This is a genomic window from Curtobacterium sp. 'Ferrero' (assembly GCF_002412165.1).
Taxonomy (GTDB): domain Bacteria; phylum Actinomycetota; class Actinomycetes; order Actinomycetales; family Microbacteriaceae; genus Curtobacterium.
Window position 1 is genome coordinate 64,025 of record NZ_NXIA01000011.1, and the last position, 15,617, is coordinate 79,641.

Consider the following 15,617-nt stretch of genomic DNA (forward strand, 5'->3'; position numbering starts at 1 on the left):
TGAGTAGCCAGTCCCCGGAGGGTGATCGATCATCCGGCAGTGGCACGGTGTCGGATAAAGCGCTACCGGCTTCGCCGCGCGCTGTCGGTCCCGTCAGCGACGACGTCGGAGGATGCCGATCACACCGACGATGACGATGACGACGACGGCCGCAACGATGAGCCAAACAGGCACGGACATGCCGTGCAGAGAACCAGCGCCGCCGGGAGGGCCGGCGAGCAGCAGCAGAATCGAGTTCACGACGTAGATCTCCAAGTAGTTCAGGTCAGCTTGCCGCCGGCGTGTGTGCCGGAGGTCGTTCGGCTAACGAGACGCCATCAGCGGCTGCGCCGAAGGAACAGGACGACCGCTGCGACGATCACGACGGCAACGATCGGAACCCAAAGCCAGACGGGGAGGGAGCCTCCGCCCCCTGGGGGCAGCGCGACTGCAATAGGCAACATGGTCACACGCTAGCCACAGCAAGCGTTCGGTGGCCGATCGATCAACGGGATAGCGTGCTTGTGTGGACACGTGACTAGAGCCGTGAGGGGTTCCACGCTCGTCGACGTGGCGCTGCCGGACGTACCCAGCGTCGTGCGGGCTGCCGTGGTGCGGTTGCCCCCGCGCATCCCTCTCCGAGCTCGACGACAATGGGGCGACACTCACGCAACGCTCGGGCGTCTTGATTCCTCGTGTCGAGGTCATCTCGCTCGCGTTCCGGCGAACACCGCATGCGGCCTCTGCGGTCGTGATCGTCAGCGCTCGGCGGAGTGGCCTGCCCGCGCCCGACACGGTTCTCTCGCAATTCGAGCAGTCCCTCCTGACTTCGATTCGCGCGGCAGCGAAGGAAGCCTCGCCGTGAGCCTCAAGCCGTCCGATAGCCGATCGGCTACTGAGACCGTTTGACGTGCCCTCGGCGGATGCGCAGCCACAGTGCGACGCCCGCGGCGTCGAGCACTACGAGAAGAACGATCGCTACGTGAGCACTCAGCCACAGCGCCGCATCATGCGGAAGCAATTGTGACGGCTCGAATGCCCCAGTTGCTTCCGAACGCTCTACCGCCCAGTCGTTGGCCGCTGAGTACAAGGCAAAGAAGTTCACGAACACCACGTTGAACAGCGCCGCAAGCACCCACATCATCACGACGAGGGCACGCGGAAGGGCCGCGGGCGCTCTGTCTTCGCTCATCCCGCCACAGTACGAGCGCGCGGTGGAGTCCAGGTCGCGGAGCCCGTACACCGCGATGAACGTTCTCGAACGTTCTCTGCGCTTGCCTCGACGGTGACCGGTACCGTCCACCTAAGGATCACTCATCGGGGATCGGTTGGGTGGGTAGCGTCGAGACATGCTCGACGGATGGTCTGATACTGCGACTGCTTACGACAGGTCTTTCGCGCAACTCTGCGCAGGTGCGATCGAAGGGCTGCTCAGAAACCACGTGAGCGTCGGCAACGGGCCCGCTCTGGACGTCGGAACGGGGACGGGATCCGTCGTGGGTGTCCTCATCCGACGGGGATTCAAGGTCAGCGCATGTGACAAGGAACCCTCCATGGTGCGGTTTGCTGCTGATCGTTATCCGGGTGTCGACATCGCAACTGCGGCGTTGCCTTCACTGCGCTACGACGACGGCTCGTTCGCGCTCACGACTGCGAACTTCGTCCTCAACCACGTACCAACCCCGCTCGCATCGGCTCGTGAGCTGCTTCGAGTCACCCGTCTCCGTGGAACCGTCGCTGCAACCATCTGGCCGTCCGAACCGGTCGGGGCGCTCAACCAGTTCTGGAACATGATCATGAGGGAAGCGGACGTAACCGTGCCGGCCGGGCACCGATTGCCTCCAGCGGATGACTTTCCGAGAACCGTAGGCGGCTTCCGCGAGCTGTTCCGCACCGCTGGCGCAACCACCGTCGACTGCAGCCTGTTCTCGTACACCTTCCGTATCCGCCCGGACGACCTCTGGGCAGCAGTCACGGCAGGGATCGCAACGATCGGACAGACCTACATGCACCAGACTGACGAAGGCCGCGCACGGATGCAGGCTGTCTTCACGGACGCCGCGACGCGGCAGGCCCCGTCCGGTGTTCTCTCGTTCGAGAGCACGGCGATCGTTGCCCACGCCTCAGTTCGGTAGTCGATGGCCCCACGGACGTCGGCAGCAGCTAGGTTGGCGCGTAGAACGTCTTGAGCGCGAAGATTCTGGGCTCGATCGCGCTTGCCTTCGGCCTGGTATTCGTCGCGACGTCGGTCGTTCGCCTCACGCGGCCCGACCTCGACGTGGTCTTGGTGATCTTGAACACCGCGCTCGGACTCTTCTGGCTCGGCGCTGGCGTCTGATCATGGCGCTTCGCTCTCCGGAAGGCGAAGCACGGCCGCTGAAGGATCGGTCTATGGACGGGGTCAATGCGCTCGAGTGATGAGCTCCAAGGCCAATCCGCTCAGGAACAGAATGCCGATCACGACGCCGATACCGATTGCCTGGCCACGTCGCATCATGCCTTCGGTCTGCGCTACTTCTCGGCCGTCGACATACGCGGTGATCGGCTGCGGCCGAAAGGCTGCAAGCGCGACGGGGCGTTCCTTCGTGACCCGGAGTTCGTGCCGCTCTGCCTCACCGACTCTGAACTCGTAGTCAGCCGTTGTCTTGACCGAGAACATCCGGATCGTGCTGACCACTTCTCGGCCGTCGACGGTGATTCGAAGTCGCCCAGTGAACTGGTCCCACGTGTATACGACCAGGTGCCTTTCGCGGTCTCCTACGGTGAACTCAAGCCTCGTCGCCACTCACTCACTCAATCGAGCTGTCATTAGAGCTGCACGTGAGAGGTCACCGAGCGGTGATGCGAACGCTGAGGCTATGGGCAGCTTCGGACGTCGTCGGGCGGGTGATCGCTGTCTCGGGGAAGGATCGGCTCACGGATGTCGCCGAGGCGTGAAGCCGTAAGAGTTGGTCGGGGTGGCTCCACCTGAGGTCGCCGGAAGTACTCTCGCGTCGTGAGCGACGATAGGGGTGACCCCACTCTACGGACGTGGACAACGCGGTATCGGGTACCGATGGCAGTCGGCACCGGCTTCCTGACCGTGCTCTGCTGCTGGCTGCTGTTCACCGGTGGCACGACCGCGAAGTGGACCGGTGCAATTGGGTTGGCCGCGCTCGTCGTCTGGGTCCTGGTGTTCCGAGCGCTCTACCGCCGCGGCTACTGACCCATCCCTGACGGCGTTGCGTCAACGGTTCGCTGCCCGATCGGCTACCGAGACGGTGCGGGCGGCGCTACATGCATTTCCGACCTGGGACGCTCACGCCGTTGATCGTTACCGCGGCTTGCGAAGTTGGCCTCTTCGTGCTGCCTCAGGGGGTGCCAACAAGAATTCTCGGGGCGACACTCATCGTCGTCACGTTCGCGGTGCTGATCGTCTCCGGTCGACCCCTGCCTCGGACGCTCCTGACGGCGCCGCCGAGCCCTGAGCGCAACCCGGTTGCGGACGGGAGGCGCGGTGCCGGCCCGCCACGCGCCTCCCGTCCGTCAGGCGGGCGCGACGGGGCGCGTCCGCACCGCGGCGAGCAGCCGCGTCAGCACGACCGACACGATCGCCCCCGCCGTGATGATCGCCGCGAGCACCACGACCTGGAACCGGCCCGCCTCGAGGGGCGAGACGCCGCCGAACACCGCACCGACGAACGCGCCCGGGAGGGTCACCAGGCCGGTCGTCCTGGTCTGGTCGGTGCTCGGCACCATCGCGGCGTGCACGGCCCGGCGGACGAGGTCGGCGGTCGCCTGCCGCGGGGTCGCGCCGAGGGCGAGCCAACCCTCGACGTCGTCCCAGCGGTCGTCGACGAGTTCGACGAAGCGGCGCCCGGACAGGGTGGCACCGGTCATGGCGTTCCCGATGACGATGCCCCCGATGGCCAGCACGTACCGGGGCGTGAAGGCGATCGCCCCGGTGACGAACACGACGGCGAGCGCCACGCCGATGCCCGCGATCATCGCGAGCGCGACCGGCAGCAGGCGGGTGCGGAGGGGCCCGAGGCGTCGGGCCGCGGTCGTCGTGGCCACCGCGAGCATCACCACGAGGGCGACCCCGATCCAGAGGGGGTCGCGGATGATGCCGGTGAGCACGACGCTGAGGACCGCGAGCTGCAGGGTCCCGCGCAGGACGGCGAGCGCCGGCGCCCACGGGACGGGGGTCCGCGCGGCGAGCAGCACTCCGGTGGCGACGCCGATCAGGACGGCGACGCCCAGCAGGGTGCGGACGATGGTCTCGGGGTCGACGCTCACACCGGCATCGATCCGTCGAGTCGCGCTTCTTCGGCGTCGAGTCCGGCCCGGACCTGGCGGAGCACGACGTCGTCGATCTCGTCGGCGTCACGGAGGCGGAGGAGCGTCGCCGCCTTGTGCCGCACGAGGGCCAGTTCGAGGGCGACCGCGCTGTCGTGCCGTTGCACGGCGGGGTGGTCGTCGTCGGCTTCGGCACGGGCCTGGATGACGTCGAGGTGTGCTTCGTAGTCCTTGCGGATCCGGGCGACGGTGGCGCGGTCGGCCCCGGCGCGCTTGGCGAGTCGGGGCAGGGCGTCGAGCGCCTCCTCGATCGCCGTCCGTTCGGCGTACCGCCGCTCCTCGCCGACGGACTCGTCCTCGGGCAGGGCGGCGCGCCGGAGCACCACCGGGAGCACGAGCGCCTGGACGACGACGGTCACGACGACCACGCCGGCGGTGACGAAGACGATGAGGTCGCGGGCGGGGAAGGCCGCGCCGGACTCGAGCGTGCGCGGGACGGCGACGGCCATGGCGAGCGAGACTGCGCCACGGAACCCGGCGAACCCTGAGACCAGGCGGTCACGGTGCCCCTCCCGAGGGGCGCCCCCGGTCCGGCGGGTGACGAGCCAGACGGTCCCGCCGGCGGCGTTGAGGAACGCGAACCGGACCAGGACCAGCACCCCGGCGACGGCTGCGACGATCCCGACGGCCCGCCCGAGCTCCGCCGCGGTGAGCGCCCGAGCGGCGATCATCGCCTCGATGCCGACGAGCACGAACAAGGCCCCGTTGAGCAGGTAGGTCAGGAACGACCAGAACGCCCGCACCTGCTGCCGGGTCTCGGCCCGGTCGAGCTTCGGCGCGACCTGGCTGACGACGATGCCGGCAGTGACGACCGCGAGCACCCCGGACGCGTCGATCGCCTCCGCCGCGAGGAACGCGACGAACGGCACGAGCAACGTGACGAGGTTCTGCAGCGTGACGGCCTCGACCTTCCGGAGGACCAGGGTGCCGACCCAGGCTGCGGCGAGTCCGGCCGCCACCCCGCCGACGTACGACAGCAGGAGCATCCCGGAGACGCTCCAGAACGTGAGCTCCTGCGTGCCCACGGTGACCGCCACGGCGATGCCGTAGACGACCAGGGTCGTGCCGTCGTTGACCAGGCTCTCGGCGCGCAGCACGGTGACGTTGCGGCGGGGGAGCATCCGCGTGAGCACGCCGACCGCGGTGGCGTCGGTCGGTGCGACGGCGGCGCCGAGCACCCAGGCCGGGCCCCACGGCATGCCGAGCAGGTGCAGCAGGGTCGCGACGGCTCCTGCGGTGAGCACGACCAGGAGGGTGCCCATGAGGACGATGCCGCGGAGGTTCTTCCGGATCTCGCGCAACGAGGTCGTCAGGCTCTCCCAGTACAGGAGGGCGGGCAGGAACAGCAGCAGCACGGCGTCGGCGGGGAGCTGCACGTGGGCGAAGTCGGGGACGAGGGCGAGGGCTGCGCCGATCACCAGGAGCAGCACGGGCGGCGCCACACGGATGCGGTCGGCGACGGCGGCGGTCAGGGCGATCGCCAGGCCGAGCACGACCACCAGTTCCGGTCCGAGCACGCGGTCCTCCTCCTCGTTCAGCCGACACTCCAGTCAACCCGGTCCTGCCTGACGGCGCCGTCGTGGCCGCGCTGTGTGTCGCGGCCCGTGGTCTCGCGCCCGTCGGTCGCACGACCGGTAGCCTCGCGACCGTGACCGATGCACGCGACCGTCCTGACGGGGCCGACCAGCTCCTGCCGCTCGACGTCGTGTCCGTGGGGGATCGGTCGATCGTCCCGGACCTCCACCGTCCGGTCGCCGCGGTTGTGCGGGACGGTGGGGTCGAGCGATGGCTGACGTGGCCGTCGGCGCCGCTGCCCGAAGGGGCGGTCGACGAGGCCGAGGCCTGGCCGACGGATGACGGTGTGTGGGTCGTCTACCGTTCGGACGGCATCGACGACGTCACCCGCACGGCGGTGCACCTCGACCCGGACCGCGTCGGCGCGGCGGTGGACCTCGGGGACCGTCGGGTCGTCGCTGCGGACCCGGGTGGCTTGTGGCTCGCGGACCCGCGTGACGCCTCGGCGTGGATGGCGACGATCGACGGCGACGAGGACGGCGACGACACCGACGACGTCGAGGATCTCGACCCGGTGGATCCGTCCGACCTGCCCTGGGCGGAGGCCGACCCGTTCTGGCCCGACCCTGCGGACTGGACCGAGCCGGACGACGACGACGAGGACGACGAGGACCCCGACGGGCTCGACGAGGGACGGGCTCCCGAGGACGACATGCACGACACGCACGACACGGACGACCCTGGCGACACGGGGTCGACCGTCATGACCGCGTACCAGTGGTCCATCGGCTTCTCCGACGACCCCGAGGCCGACGATCCGCGGTCGGCGCCCCCGGCCGATCCCGGCCCACCGTCGCCGACACCGCCCACCGACCTCGTCCGGATCACACCGGACGGCACCAGGACGACCATCCGCGTCGACCACCTCGTCGAGGACGTCACCATCGAGGGCGACCGGATGACCCTGCGGTTCCACCGCACCGGCCCGGACCGCCTTCCCGACGCGTACGGCTCCTGGGACGTGGTCTACCGCCCGCGTGAGGTCGTCGTCGACGTGTCGGGCGGCCTGCCGGAGACGATCGCCACCGACGCCTTCGACTCGGTACCGGTCGAGGAGCCCGTCGAGTACGACGCCGATGCTGCGGACGACGAGCGGGAACGCGCGTCCGAGGAGCTCGAAGCCCGCCGTGGACCGTTCGTCGGGCGGCTCGACCTCGACGGCGTCGCGGGGTCCAGGTGGAACCGTCGTGAGCTCGACGTCGCCGCGCGGGAACGAGCCACCGCCGAACTCGTCGACGAGTTCACACACCTCGCGGACCCCCTGGTCGGCTGGTCACGTGGCGTCGACGGCCCGCGGCGGTTCCGGAGCGACTACCGCGACGTCGACGTCGAGGTCGAGGGGGAGTGGCCGGCCACCGAGGTCGTGGTGTCCTTCGAGCACTCGGCCGTGCCGTTCCTCCGCCTGCGTCGCCGCTACCGGGTGTTCGACGACACCGGGCGTCCCGTTGACCACGGGTACGTCACGGTGTACCTCGAGGAGGACGTCGCCACCCGGCACATCCGGCCCCGCAGCGCCGCCGTCGACGGCGTCCTCGACATCTGAGCGGACCCGGGTCGTGAGCCGACCGGACCGGTAGCGTTCGGGCATGAGCGACGACACGACCACTCCCGCCCGCATCGCGATCGTCACCGGGGGCGGAAGCGGGATCGGTCGCTCCGCGGCCCTCGCGCTGGCCTCGGACTGCTGGACGGTCGTCGTCGCCGGACGTCGCGCGGAACCCCTCGACGAGGTCGCCGCCACCGCGCCGCGCATCGTCCCGGTGGTCGCCGACGTCTCGGTCGAGGCCGACGTGCGACGACTGTTCGACACCGCCGTGGACCGGTTCGGACGGGTCGACCTGCTGTTCAACAACGCGGGCACCGGCGCTCCGCCCACGCCGTTCGACGAGCTCACGCTCGACACCTGGGACGAGGTCCTCGCGGCGACCCTGACCGGCTCGTTCCTCTGCGCTCGCGAGGCGTTCCGCGTGATGCGCACGCAGACCCCGCCGGGCGGCCGGATCATCAACAACGGCTCGATCTCCGCGCACGCGCCGCGCCCGCTGTCGGCGCCCTACACGGTCGCGAAGCACGGGATCAGCGGGCTCACGAAACAGCTGCAGCTCGACGGCCGACCGTTCGGCATCGCCTGCGGCCAGATCGACATCGGCAACGCGGCGACGTCGATGGGTTCCGGCGCGGCGGACGGCACGCTGCAGGCCGACGGCACGACCCGCAGCGAGCCCACCATGGACGTCGCCGAGACGGGACGCGCGGTCGCGTACATGGCCGGCCTGCCGGCCGGCACGAACGTGCCGAACCTCACCGTCATGCCGACGGCCATGCCGTTCGTCGGACGCGGCTGACCGCCGGGACGGGCCCGGGACGGACGGGAGGCCCGTGGCGGTGTCGCCACGGGCCTCCCGTCCGTCATCCGGTCACGTCACGCTGGTCGCACGACGTGCCGCGCGCGGATCGCCCTGGTCGCACGATCTGTGGTCCGCCCGTGGCGGACCCGACACCGGGTGCGACCAGCGCGCGCCGTGCGGCGGACGCGGCTCAGTCGTGGAACGTCTCGATGGACGCGCCGAGCGAGTTGAGGCGTTCCTGCAGGCCCTCGTACCCGCGGGCGATGATGCCGACGTTGCGGAGGACGCTCTCGCCCTTGGCGGCGAGCATCGCGAGCAGGATGACGACCGCCGGGCGGAGGGCCGGCGGGCAGCTCACCTCGGCGCCGGAGAAGTGCGTCGGACCCGTGACGTCGAGGCGGTGCGGGTCGCGCAGCGTGACGTTCGCGCCGAGGCGGGTGAGGTCGAGCAGGTGGATCGCGCGCCCCTCGTACACCCAGTCGTGGACGAGCGTCGTGCCGGTCGCACACGCCGCGATCACGACGAAGAACGGCAGGTTGTCGATGTTGAGGCCCGGGAACGGCATCGCGTGGATCTTGTCGATGGGCGCGTGCAGCTCGGACGGGTGCACCGTGATGTCGACCAGCCGGGTGCGGCCGTTCGCGGCGTCGTACTCCTCGGAGACGTCGAAGCGCAGGCCCATCTCGGCGAGGGTGGCGAGCTCGATCTCGAGGAACTCGATCGGCGCCCGCGTCACCGTCAGCGTCGAGCCGGTGACGATGCCGGCGGTGAGGAGGCTCATGGCCTCGACCGGGTCCTCGCTCGGCCAGTAGTCCACGACCTCGTCGATGACGCTGCGCCCGGTGATCCGGAGCGTGGTCGTCCCGATGCCCTCGACCTGCACGCCGAGGAGCTCCAGGAAGAAGCAGAGGTCCTGCACCATGTAGTTCGGGCTGGCGTTGCGGATCGTGGTCACGCCGTCGCGGGCGGCTGCGGCGAGGATCGCGTTCTCGGTGACGGTGTCGCCGCGCTCGGTGAGCACGATCGACTTCGTCGGGACGTCCTTGTTCGCCACGTCGACCTCGTACCAGCCGTTGGTGGCCTCGACGTCGACGCCGAACGGGCGGAGGGCGATGAGGTGCGGCTCGACCGTACGGGTGCCGAGGTCGCAGCCGCCGGCGTACGGCAGGCGGAAGGCGTCGAACCGGCCGCTGAGCGGGCCGAGGAACATGAGGACGCTGCGGGTGCGGCGCGCGGCGTCGGCATCGATGGCGTCGAGACGGAGGTCCGACGGTGCGACGATCTCGAGCACGTCGCCGTCCTCCGACCAGGTCACGCTCGCGCCGAGGCTGCGGAGCACGTCGATGATCCGGTCGACCTCGACGATGCGCGCGACCTTGTGCAGCCGGGTGACGCCGCGGTTGAGCAGCGACGCGCAGAGGAGCGCGACGGCGGCGTTCTTCGAGGAGTTGACCGCGATCGACCCGCTGAGCTTCCGGCCACCCTGCACGCGGAGGTGCGCGCGCTGCGGGGCGCCGCCGATCGAGACGATCTGCTGGTCGAGGGCGTCGCTGATGCGCGTGAGCATCTCGAGCGAGAGGTTCTGTCCGCCCTGCTCGATGCGGTTGATCGCGCTCTGGCTCGTGCCGACCCGTTCGGCGAGCTGCGCCTGGGTCATGCCGCGGCCCTTGCGGGCGCCGCGGATCAGCGCGCCGACCTCGCGGAGGGGCGCTGCGGTGGTCTGGGGAGCGACGAGGGTGGTGTCGGTCATGAGGGGCACGCTAACACGCTCATGAGATAAACCGGGTGACAATCGCGCCGCGATTCACAGGAACGAATCGGGAATATCCCGTCTGTGAGAAGTCAGCCCGTGGTGCGCGACCAGGATCCGTGGTTCTGGTCGCGGCTCCAGGAGCTGGACCGATCACACGCGGGACCGGGCTCGGTGAGCCAGTACCGGGAACCCGGCGTCCACCCGGCGACGACGCTCGCACGGTCGTCGTCGACCGGAACGACGAGGCCGGAGCAGCGGAACCAGCCGCGGACGGTCAGCTCGACGACGTCGATCTCGCTTGCGGCCCTGGACCAGTCCGGCATCACCCACGCGCCCTCTCGTCCCGTGGCGGCGCCCCAGTCCCAGCGACGCGTCGTGCTGCCCACGTCGAGCGGGAACCGTCGACAGAGATCGGCCCAGTCCTCGGGGCTGTCGACGACCATCGCCCTGGTCGGCCGCCCGGCGCGCGCCTCGGTCACCTCGGCGCGCTGCCAGCCGAACGCGTCCTCGACGGCCCACAGGGCGAGCGGCCCGTGGTCGGCGAAGGGGGCGGGCGAGGTCTGCGGTGCGGGCCAGGGCGGCGTGGTCCACCACTCGCCGCTCGACGGGCCGTCCGTGCCTTCGACCTGGTCAGCGCGGACCCGTCCTGCCCACTCGGCGAGCGCCTCCGGCATCGGCGGTGCCGGATGTCCGGCGTCGTCTCTGTCGAACGTGACCGCCCATTGCGCGGGAGCAGGCTCGCCGAGCCGCTGTACGACGGGACTTGCCGCTGCCCGGACCGCGAGGCGCCGCAGCGGCGCGATGAGTTCCGGGCGAGCGAGCAGGTCGTCGGTCGCGTCGCGCTCCTGCCACCAGAGCGACGAGTCCGCGGTCTGCTCGAGGGCCTCGACCGCGTGGTCCGGCGTCGGCACCTCGGGCTCGACGGCATCGAGTGCCGTGGCGACGGCGGTGAGGTCCGGCATCGGTTCCGTGTCCGCTGCCGTCGTCGTGACCGTGCCGGAGTCGTCGAGCGTGAGCCCCCACAGTCCGACGTCACGACCCTGGGTACGCGTCAGGTGCACGTCCGCCCAGAACAGCATGCTGCCGAGGCGGTCCGCTGCTCCTGACCTCCCGGTGCCGGCGCGGAGCAACTCGAGGATGAACCGCCGGCCGCGCGGGCCCTCGAGCAGGTCCGTCGCGGTGATCACGGCCCGAGGCTACCGGTCGTGCAGGTCGCCGCGGACGATCGAGTCGCCGGAGTGTGCCGGGTCGCCGTCGTCGCGCTCGGCCGAGACGTCGACCACGGGGTACTTCGCGAGGTCCATGTCCGCGGGGACGGTGAACCGGCCGCGGTCGCCGTCGAGGAAGCCGACGCTCACGAGGCCCTTGAGGTCGGACTGCATCATCCAGACCTCGCGGAGCGTGCCGTCGCCCGAGGCCTCGCGGTCGCCGGTGACGTCGACGACGAGGGTGAGCCGGCCGTCGCGGTCGCGCTCGAGTTCGGCCGTGCCGTCCGCGCCCGACCAGCCCGGCAGTGCGTCGAGGGTGGCGCGGGCGATGACGGTCTCGCCACTGCTCGCTCCCGGGACGACCCCGGTGACGACGCCGATGCCGACGAGGAGGGCGACGACGCCGACGCCCGCCGCGACGACGCCGATCAGGGTGCGCCGCCGACGGCGCACAGCTGCGGTGCCACGCCGGTCGCGACGGCCGGAGGGCCGCGTCGCTGAGTTTGCGGCATCCGTCGTGGACGCGGAGAGCCGCGCCGGGCCGGCACCCGTGGCGGGGCCGGACCGGGCATCGTGACGTCGTTCGTCGACTCCGTGACCCGCGTCCGGGCGAGCGGACGGGGCGGGGCCGACCCGTTCCTCCAGGCCGTCCGCCGCCTCTTCGGCGCGCACCGCCGAGGCGATGCGGTCCCAGACCCGCTCGGGCGGTGCGACCAGCTCGACGTCCGCCGCCGACCGGGCGACCGCCGCGACGCGCTGCAGCTCGGCGACCTCGGCGCGACAGCGATCGCAGGCGGCGAGGTGCGTCGCGACCTCGTCGTCCGCCACGACGTCGGTGACCGCGAGCATCGCCAGCGTCTCGTCGTCGACGTGCTTCACTCGATCACCTCCAAACGTGTTCGGAGCCGAGCGAGACTCCGATGGATGTGGCTCTTGACGGTCCCGAGCGGCATCCCGAGCCGCTCGGCGATCTCACGATGGCTGAGGTCGTCGTAGAACGCCAGTCGCATCACGCGGCGTGGCTCGTCCTCGAGGCGGTCGAGTTCGCCCCGGACGAGCGCGCGTTCGGCGAGGTCGAACGTCGGCTCCGGGGTGACGGCGGTCTCCTCGACCACGGTGGGGTCGGCCGGCGGCGCCTGCCGGGAGCGCTCGGCGAGGGCGTCGGCGATGCAGTTCCGGGTGATGCCGACGAGCCACGCCCCGAGCGGCGCGCGGGCCGGGTCGTACGCGGTGCTCCGCCGCCACGCCTTGACGAACACCTGCTGCGTGACGTCCTCGGCGGCCATCGGGTCGCGGAGAGCCCGGAGCGCGAGTGTGTGCACGAGGGGGGACCACCGGTCGTACACCGCACGCAGCGCGGCCTCGCTCCCGGCGCTGAAGGCGTCGGAGAGCTCGCCGTCGTCGGGGAGGGTGGTCGTCACGTGGTCCTGTCGTCGGGGCGGTCGTCGTCGACCTCGGCTCGATCGTACGGCCGTGGAGGAGTCGGGGCACGGTGGCGGCACGACGGTGTCTCCCGGGTCACGGCACCGGCGTCGCGGTGATGACGAGGTTGCTCTCGTAGTGGCGCGTCCGCTCGTCGAACGCGCCGCCGCAGGTGACGAGCACGAGTCGACGGTCGCCGTCGGTGCGGAAGACGTCCGACCACGGCAGGCCCTGCTTCGGCAACAGGTCGACGGAGGCGATCCGCCACCGGGTCTCGGCACCGGCGGTGTCGACGACCGTGATGGTCCGGCCCTCGGGCACGTCGCGGAGGTGCGCGAACGGACCGATCCCGTAGCCGACCGCGTCGACGTGGGCGGCGATGACCACCGTGCCCTCCTCGGAGGCCGGGGCGGCACCGTACCGGTACCAGCCGGCGACCGCGGGGTCCGGCGGCAGCGCCATGGCGCCCTGCGCGTCGACGCCCTCGGGCCGGACCGGGGCGGTCACGCCGGCCCAGTCGACGGTGATCCGGGCGGGTGCCGCGGCGGCCGGAGTCACCGGTGGGACGGTGGCGGACTGCTGTGGCACCGCGGTGGAGAACGCCGCCGGGGGAGGCGTCGGCGTGCTCGACGGGGCGAGGGAGGGGTGCCCGCCGGGGAGGGGGACAGCTGGCGAGCACCCGGTCAGGACGGCGACGGCCGCCGTGGCGACGGCGAGCGCCGCCACGGACGGCCGTGCCGTGCGGTGCACGATCAGCGGCCGGAGTCCTGCCGACCGGCGTCCGCGGTGCGACGCCGACGGACCACGACGGTCCCGAGGGCCGCCGCCGCGAGGAGCGCCGCGCCCGCCCCGATCCACGGCGTGACGTCCGGGCTGTTCGTCGCGACGAGACCGGCGTTGCCTGCCGGGACACCGTTCGGGCTCCCGCCGAGGCCGGAGATCGTCTGCGTGGCGAGGGCGAGGTTGCCGTCGTCGAGGCTGCCCCAGGCGTACACGATCGTGTCCGAGCCCGCCGTGACGGTCACGTCGGCGGGGCCGATCACGGGATCCGTCGTGCCGGTCGCGGCGACCGATGCCGACACGGTGCCGGCGGGCAGTTCGAGCGCCTGCTCGTCCGGGTTCGACAGGTTCGTGACGACGGCCTTGCCCCCGGCGAGGACGTCCACCGCGGGGGCGGCGGCGACGTGGCGGACGATGAGGCGGCCCTGCCCGGCCGGGGTGGCCGAGGTGTCGTTCGTGAACAGGGTCGCGGTCGGCTTGCCGCTCGTGTCGTCGTGCGCGACCGCGGTGTAGTCGCCGCCGGCGTCGAGCGTGACGTCGACCGGGCCGATGATCGGCTTCGAGTCGTCGGTCGCGTCCCCGGCGGTGATCGCGATCGAGTGCGCTCCCGCGGGCACCATCATCGGTCCGGCGAGCTTGCCCGGGGTGAAGTCGTCGAGGGCGCGCTCGCCGTCGAGGTACACGTCGACGGTGACGGACGGGACGGCGTGGAGGACCGAGAGGGTCGCTTCGCCGGAGGCTGCCGTGGCGGTGGCGGACGGGACCACCGCGGCCGCGGCGGCGAGCAGGACGCCGGCACCGAGGCCGGTCGCGAGGGTCTTGCGCATCGTTGTCGTCTCCTGTCTGGCCCGGGGGCCGGTGCGTGGAGGACGTCGTCATCGACGTCTCACCGGGTACTACCGGCGACGGGGCGTGATCGGATGCGGCCGGTTGCTGTGTGTTCACTCACCGTTCGTGTCCCCCGAGCGCGGTCGGCGTGGGTCGCGGGCTTACGGGACGCGCCGGCACGCCGATAGTCCCTGCTGCACGCCCACGGACGGGCTGCATCCCGCCCCACGGACGGCGGCGGGACGATCGAGAACCAGGACGGGCCATGATCGTCGTCACACGACTCAACGGCAGCGGATTCGCTGTCAACCCGGACCTCGTGGAGCGCATCCAGGAGACGCCGGACACGACCCTCATCATGGTCGACGGTGCGAAGTACATCGTGCGCGAGTCCATGGTCGAGGTCATCGACCTGATCGCCGCGTACCGGGCCCGCATCGTCGGCATGGCGTACGGCTCCGACGCGCAGGCGCTGCGGAACGCGACCGGTCCGCAGCCGACGCTCGCGCCGGTGGCGCCGTTGCACGCCGCACCCGAGCACCGCGTGCAGGACGGGGGTCGCTGACGTGGACATCGCGACGATCGTCGGCATCATCATCGCGTTCGGCGCGCTCTTCGGCATGGTCGAGATGGAGCACGTGGAGCTCGGCGGCCTCTTCCTCCCGGCGCCGATGCTCCTGGTCTTCGGCGCCACCATCGGCTGTGGCATCGCGAGCACGACCCTGAAGGACGCGATCGCGAGCTTCAAGTCGGTGCCGAAGGCGTTCACGGGCAAGGTCACGCCGCCGCAGTCGGTCATCGACGACGTGGTCGGTCTGGCCGAGACGGCCCGCTCGAACGGTCTGCTGGCGCTCGAGCAGGAGGCCGACAAGCACGACGACCCGTTCATGAAGAAGGCGCTGCAGAACATCGCCGACGGCACGGACGGTGACGAGCTGCGGATCCTGCTCGAGGACGAGATCGAGTCGAACGCCGCGCCGGTCCGGAGCGCGAGCGCGTTCTTCATGGGCCTCGGCGGGTTCGCGCCGACCGTCGGCATCATCGGCACGGTCGTGTCCCTCACCCACGTGCTCGCCAACCTCGGCAAGCCGGACGAGCTCGGCCCGCTCATCGCGAGCGCCTTCGTGGCGACGCTCTGGGGCCTGCTGACGGCGAACTTCCTGTGGCTGCCCATCGGCGGCAAGCTCCGGAAGCTCGCGCAGCTCGAGTCCGACCGGCAGACGCTCCTCATGGAGGGCCTCCTCGCGGTGCAGGCGGGCAGCCAGCCGCGCCTGCTCGGTGAGCGGCTCAAGGCGATGGTCCCGCCCGCCGCCCGGATCGCGGACGCGAAGTCGGCGAAGGCGAAGAAGAACGTGGCGGACGACGACCAGCAGCTGGCGGCCTGAC

The 15,617-nt window shown here is 71.1% G+C and carries 18 protein-coding genes; 7 read left to right on the top strand and 11 right to left on the bottom strand.

Annotation, left to right across the window (positions count from 1 at the left end; genetic code table 11):
• Nucleotides 1-93: 93 nt before the first annotated feature.
• Both Csp2054_RS18120 and Csp2054_RS10980 read right to left on the bottom strand, forming a co-directional pair.
• A complete protein-coding gene (locus Csp2054_RS18120; RefSeq protein ID WP_176491663.1) occupies nucleotides 94-255 on the bottom strand; it encodes a hypothetical protein in 162 nt (53 codons plus the stop codon).
• Between the two features lie 616 nt (nucleotides 256-871).
• Nucleotides 872-1,171: a cell surface protein gene (locus tag Csp2054_RS10980; RefSeq protein ID WP_141399235.1), complete on the bottom strand. Its 300-nt coding sequence runs from the start codon at nucleotides 1,169-1,171 to the stop codon at nucleotides 872-874.
• A 157-nt stretch (nucleotides 1,172-1,328) separates the two neighbouring features.
• On the opposite strand from Csp2054_RS10980, the gene Csp2054_RS10985 reads away from it, so the two are divergent.
• Nucleotides 1,329-2,114: a class I SAM-dependent methyltransferase gene (locus Csp2054_RS10985; protein ID WP_096899358.1), complete on the top strand. Its 786-nt coding sequence runs from the start codon at nucleotides 1,329-1,331 to the stop codon at nucleotides 2,112-2,114.
• Nucleotides 2,115-2,164: 50 nt separating this feature from the next.
• On the top strand, nucleotides 2,165-2,317 hold the full coding sequence (locus Csp2054_RS18125; RefSeq protein ID WP_176491664.1) for a hypothetical protein: 153 nt from the start codon (nucleotides 2,165-2,167) through the stop codon (nucleotides 2,315-2,317).
• Nucleotides 2,318-2,380: 63 nt separating this feature from the next.
• Here Csp2054_RS18125 and Csp2054_RS10990 read toward each other — a convergent pair whose 3' ends face one another.
• Nucleotides 2,381-2,656: a hypothetical protein gene (locus Csp2054_RS10990; protein ID WP_141399236.1), complete on the bottom strand. Its 276-nt coding sequence runs from the start codon at nucleotides 2,654-2,656 to the stop codon at nucleotides 2,381-2,383.
• 378 nt (nucleotides 2,657-3,034) lie between these two features.
• Between Csp2054_RS10990 and Csp2054_RS18130 the strand changes: the two genes are divergently transcribed.
• The gene (locus Csp2054_RS18130) at nucleotides 3,035-3,184 is read left to right on the top strand and encodes a hypothetical protein (protein ID WP_176491665.1); all 150 of its coding nucleotides are present in this window, start codon (nucleotides 3,035-3,037) and stop codon (nucleotides 3,182-3,184) included.
• A gap of 320 nt (nucleotides 3,185-3,504) precedes the next feature.
• Here Csp2054_RS18130 and Csp2054_RS10995 read toward each other — a convergent pair whose 3' ends face one another.
• Together Csp2054_RS10995 and Csp2054_RS11000 are read right to left on the bottom strand one after the other, a co-directional pair.
• The gene (locus Csp2054_RS10995) at nucleotides 3,505-4,257 is read right to left on the bottom strand and encodes an ABC transporter permease (RefSeq protein WP_255252705.1); all 753 of its coding nucleotides are present in this window, start codon (nucleotides 4,255-4,257) and stop codon (nucleotides 3,505-3,507) included.
• Entirely contained in the window at nucleotides 4,254-5,834 is a 1,581-nt protein-coding gene (locus tag Csp2054_RS11000) for a Na+/H+ antiporter (protein ID WP_096899360.1), read from the bottom strand. Before Csp2054_RS11000 ends, Csp2054_RS10995 begins: the two co-directional genes overlap by 4 nt.
• A 131-nt stretch (nucleotides 5,835-5,965) precedes the next feature.
• Here Csp2054_RS11000 and Csp2054_RS11005 point away from each other — a divergent pair, with 131 nt between their 5' ends.
• Together Csp2054_RS11005 and Csp2054_RS11010 are read left to right on the top strand one after the other, a co-directional pair.
• Nucleotides 5,966-7,435, top strand: coding sequence for a hypothetical protein (locus Csp2054_RS11005; RefSeq protein WP_141399237.1), 1,470 nt, complete (start codon nucleotides 5,966-5,968; stop codon nucleotides 7,433-7,435).
• Between the two features lie 43 nt (nucleotides 7,436-7,478).
• Nucleotides 7,479-8,237 carry an SDR family oxidoreductase gene (locus tag Csp2054_RS11010; protein ID WP_096899362.1) on the top strand — a complete coding sequence of 253 codons (759 nt, stop codon included), beginning with the start codon at nucleotides 7,479-7,481 and terminating at the stop codon, nucleotides 8,235-8,237.
• Between the two features lie 193 nt (nucleotides 8,238-8,430).
• On the opposite strand, the gene Csp2054_RS11015 is transcribed toward Csp2054_RS11010, so the two are convergent.
• From Csp2054_RS11015 to Csp2054_RS11040, 6 genes are all read right to left on the bottom strand, one after another.
• Nucleotides 8,431-9,990: a helix-turn-helix domain-containing protein gene (locus tag Csp2054_RS11015; protein WP_096899363.1), complete on the bottom strand. Its 1,560-nt coding sequence runs from the start codon at nucleotides 9,988-9,990 to the stop codon at nucleotides 8,431-8,433.
• A 92-nt stretch (nucleotides 9,991-10,082) separates the two neighbouring features.
• Nucleotides 10,083-11,180 (bottom strand): hypothetical protein, encoded by a 1,098-nt coding sequence (locus Csp2054_RS11020; RefSeq protein ID WP_096899364.1) that lies wholly within the window; start codon nucleotides 11,178-11,180, stop codon nucleotides 10,083-10,085.
• 9 nt (nucleotides 11,181-11,189) lie between these two features.
• Entirely contained in the window at nucleotides 11,190-12,080 is an 891-nt protein-coding gene (locus Csp2054_RS11025; RefSeq protein ID WP_096899365.1) for an anti-sigma factor, read from the bottom strand.
• A complete protein-coding gene (locus Csp2054_RS11030; protein ID WP_096899366.1) occupies nucleotides 12,077-12,622 on the bottom strand; it encodes an RNA polymerase sigma factor in 546 nt (181 codons plus the stop codon). The genes Csp2054_RS11025 and Csp2054_RS11030 overlap by 4 nt, the downstream gene beginning before the upstream one ends.
• A gap of 97 nt (nucleotides 12,623-12,719) precedes the next feature.
• Entirely contained in the window at nucleotides 12,720-13,373 is a 654-nt protein-coding gene (locus Csp2054_RS11035) for a class F sortase (RefSeq protein ID WP_176491666.1), read from the bottom strand.
• Nucleotides 13,374-13,375: 2 nt separating this feature from the next.
• The gene (locus Csp2054_RS11040; RefSeq protein ID WP_096899368.1) at nucleotides 13,376-14,230 is read right to left on the bottom strand and encodes a DUF4397 domain-containing protein; all 855 of its coding nucleotides are present in this window, start codon (nucleotides 14,228-14,230) and stop codon (nucleotides 13,376-13,378) included.
• A gap of 266 nt (nucleotides 14,231-14,496) precedes the next feature.
• Between Csp2054_RS11040 and Csp2054_RS11045 the strand changes: the two genes are divergently transcribed.
• Nucleotides 14,497-14,796: a flagellar FlbD family protein gene (locus Csp2054_RS11045; protein WP_096899369.1), complete on the top strand. Its 300-nt coding sequence runs from the start codon at nucleotides 14,497-14,499 to the stop codon at nucleotides 14,794-14,796.
• Between the two features lies 1 nt (nucleotide 14,797).
• Nucleotides 14,798-15,616 carry a motility protein A gene (locus Csp2054_RS11050; RefSeq protein ID WP_096899370.1) on the top strand — a complete coding sequence of 273 codons (819 nt, stop codon included), beginning with the start codon at nucleotides 14,798-14,800 and terminating at the stop codon, nucleotides 15,614-15,616.
• The last annotated feature ends 1 nt before the right edge of the window (nucleotide 15,617 follow it).

Excerpts from the sequence above, each read along its gene's own strand:
- Csp2054_RS10980 (WP_141399235.1), bottom strand. The coding sequence starts at position 1,171 with ATGAGCGAAGACAGAGCGCCCGCGGCCCTTCCGCGTGCCCTCGTCGTG.
- Csp2054_RS10985 (WP_096899358.1), top strand. The coding sequence starts at position 1,329 with ATGCTCGACGGATGGTCTGATACTGCGACTGCTTACGACAGGTCTTTC.
- Csp2054_RS18130 (WP_176491665.1), top strand. The coding sequence starts at position 3,035 with ATGGCAGTCGGCACCGGCTTCCTGACCGTGCTCTGCTGCTGGCTGCTG.
- Csp2054_RS11010 (WP_096899362.1), top strand. The coding sequence starts at position 7,479 with ATGAGCGACGACACGACCACTCCCGCCCGCATCGCGATCGTCACCGGG.
- Csp2054_RS11015 (WP_096899363.1), bottom strand. The coding sequence starts at position 9,990 with ATGACCGACACCACCCTCGTCGCTCCCCAGACCACCGCAGCGCCCCTC.
- Csp2054_RS11040 (WP_096899368.1), bottom strand. The coding sequence starts at position 14,230 with ATGCGCAAGACCCTCGCGACCGGCCTCGGTGCCGGCGTCCTGCTCGCC.
- Csp2054_RS11045 (WP_096899369.1), top strand. The coding sequence starts at position 14,497 with ATGATCGTCGTCACACGACTCAACGGCAGCGGATTCGCTGTCAACCCG.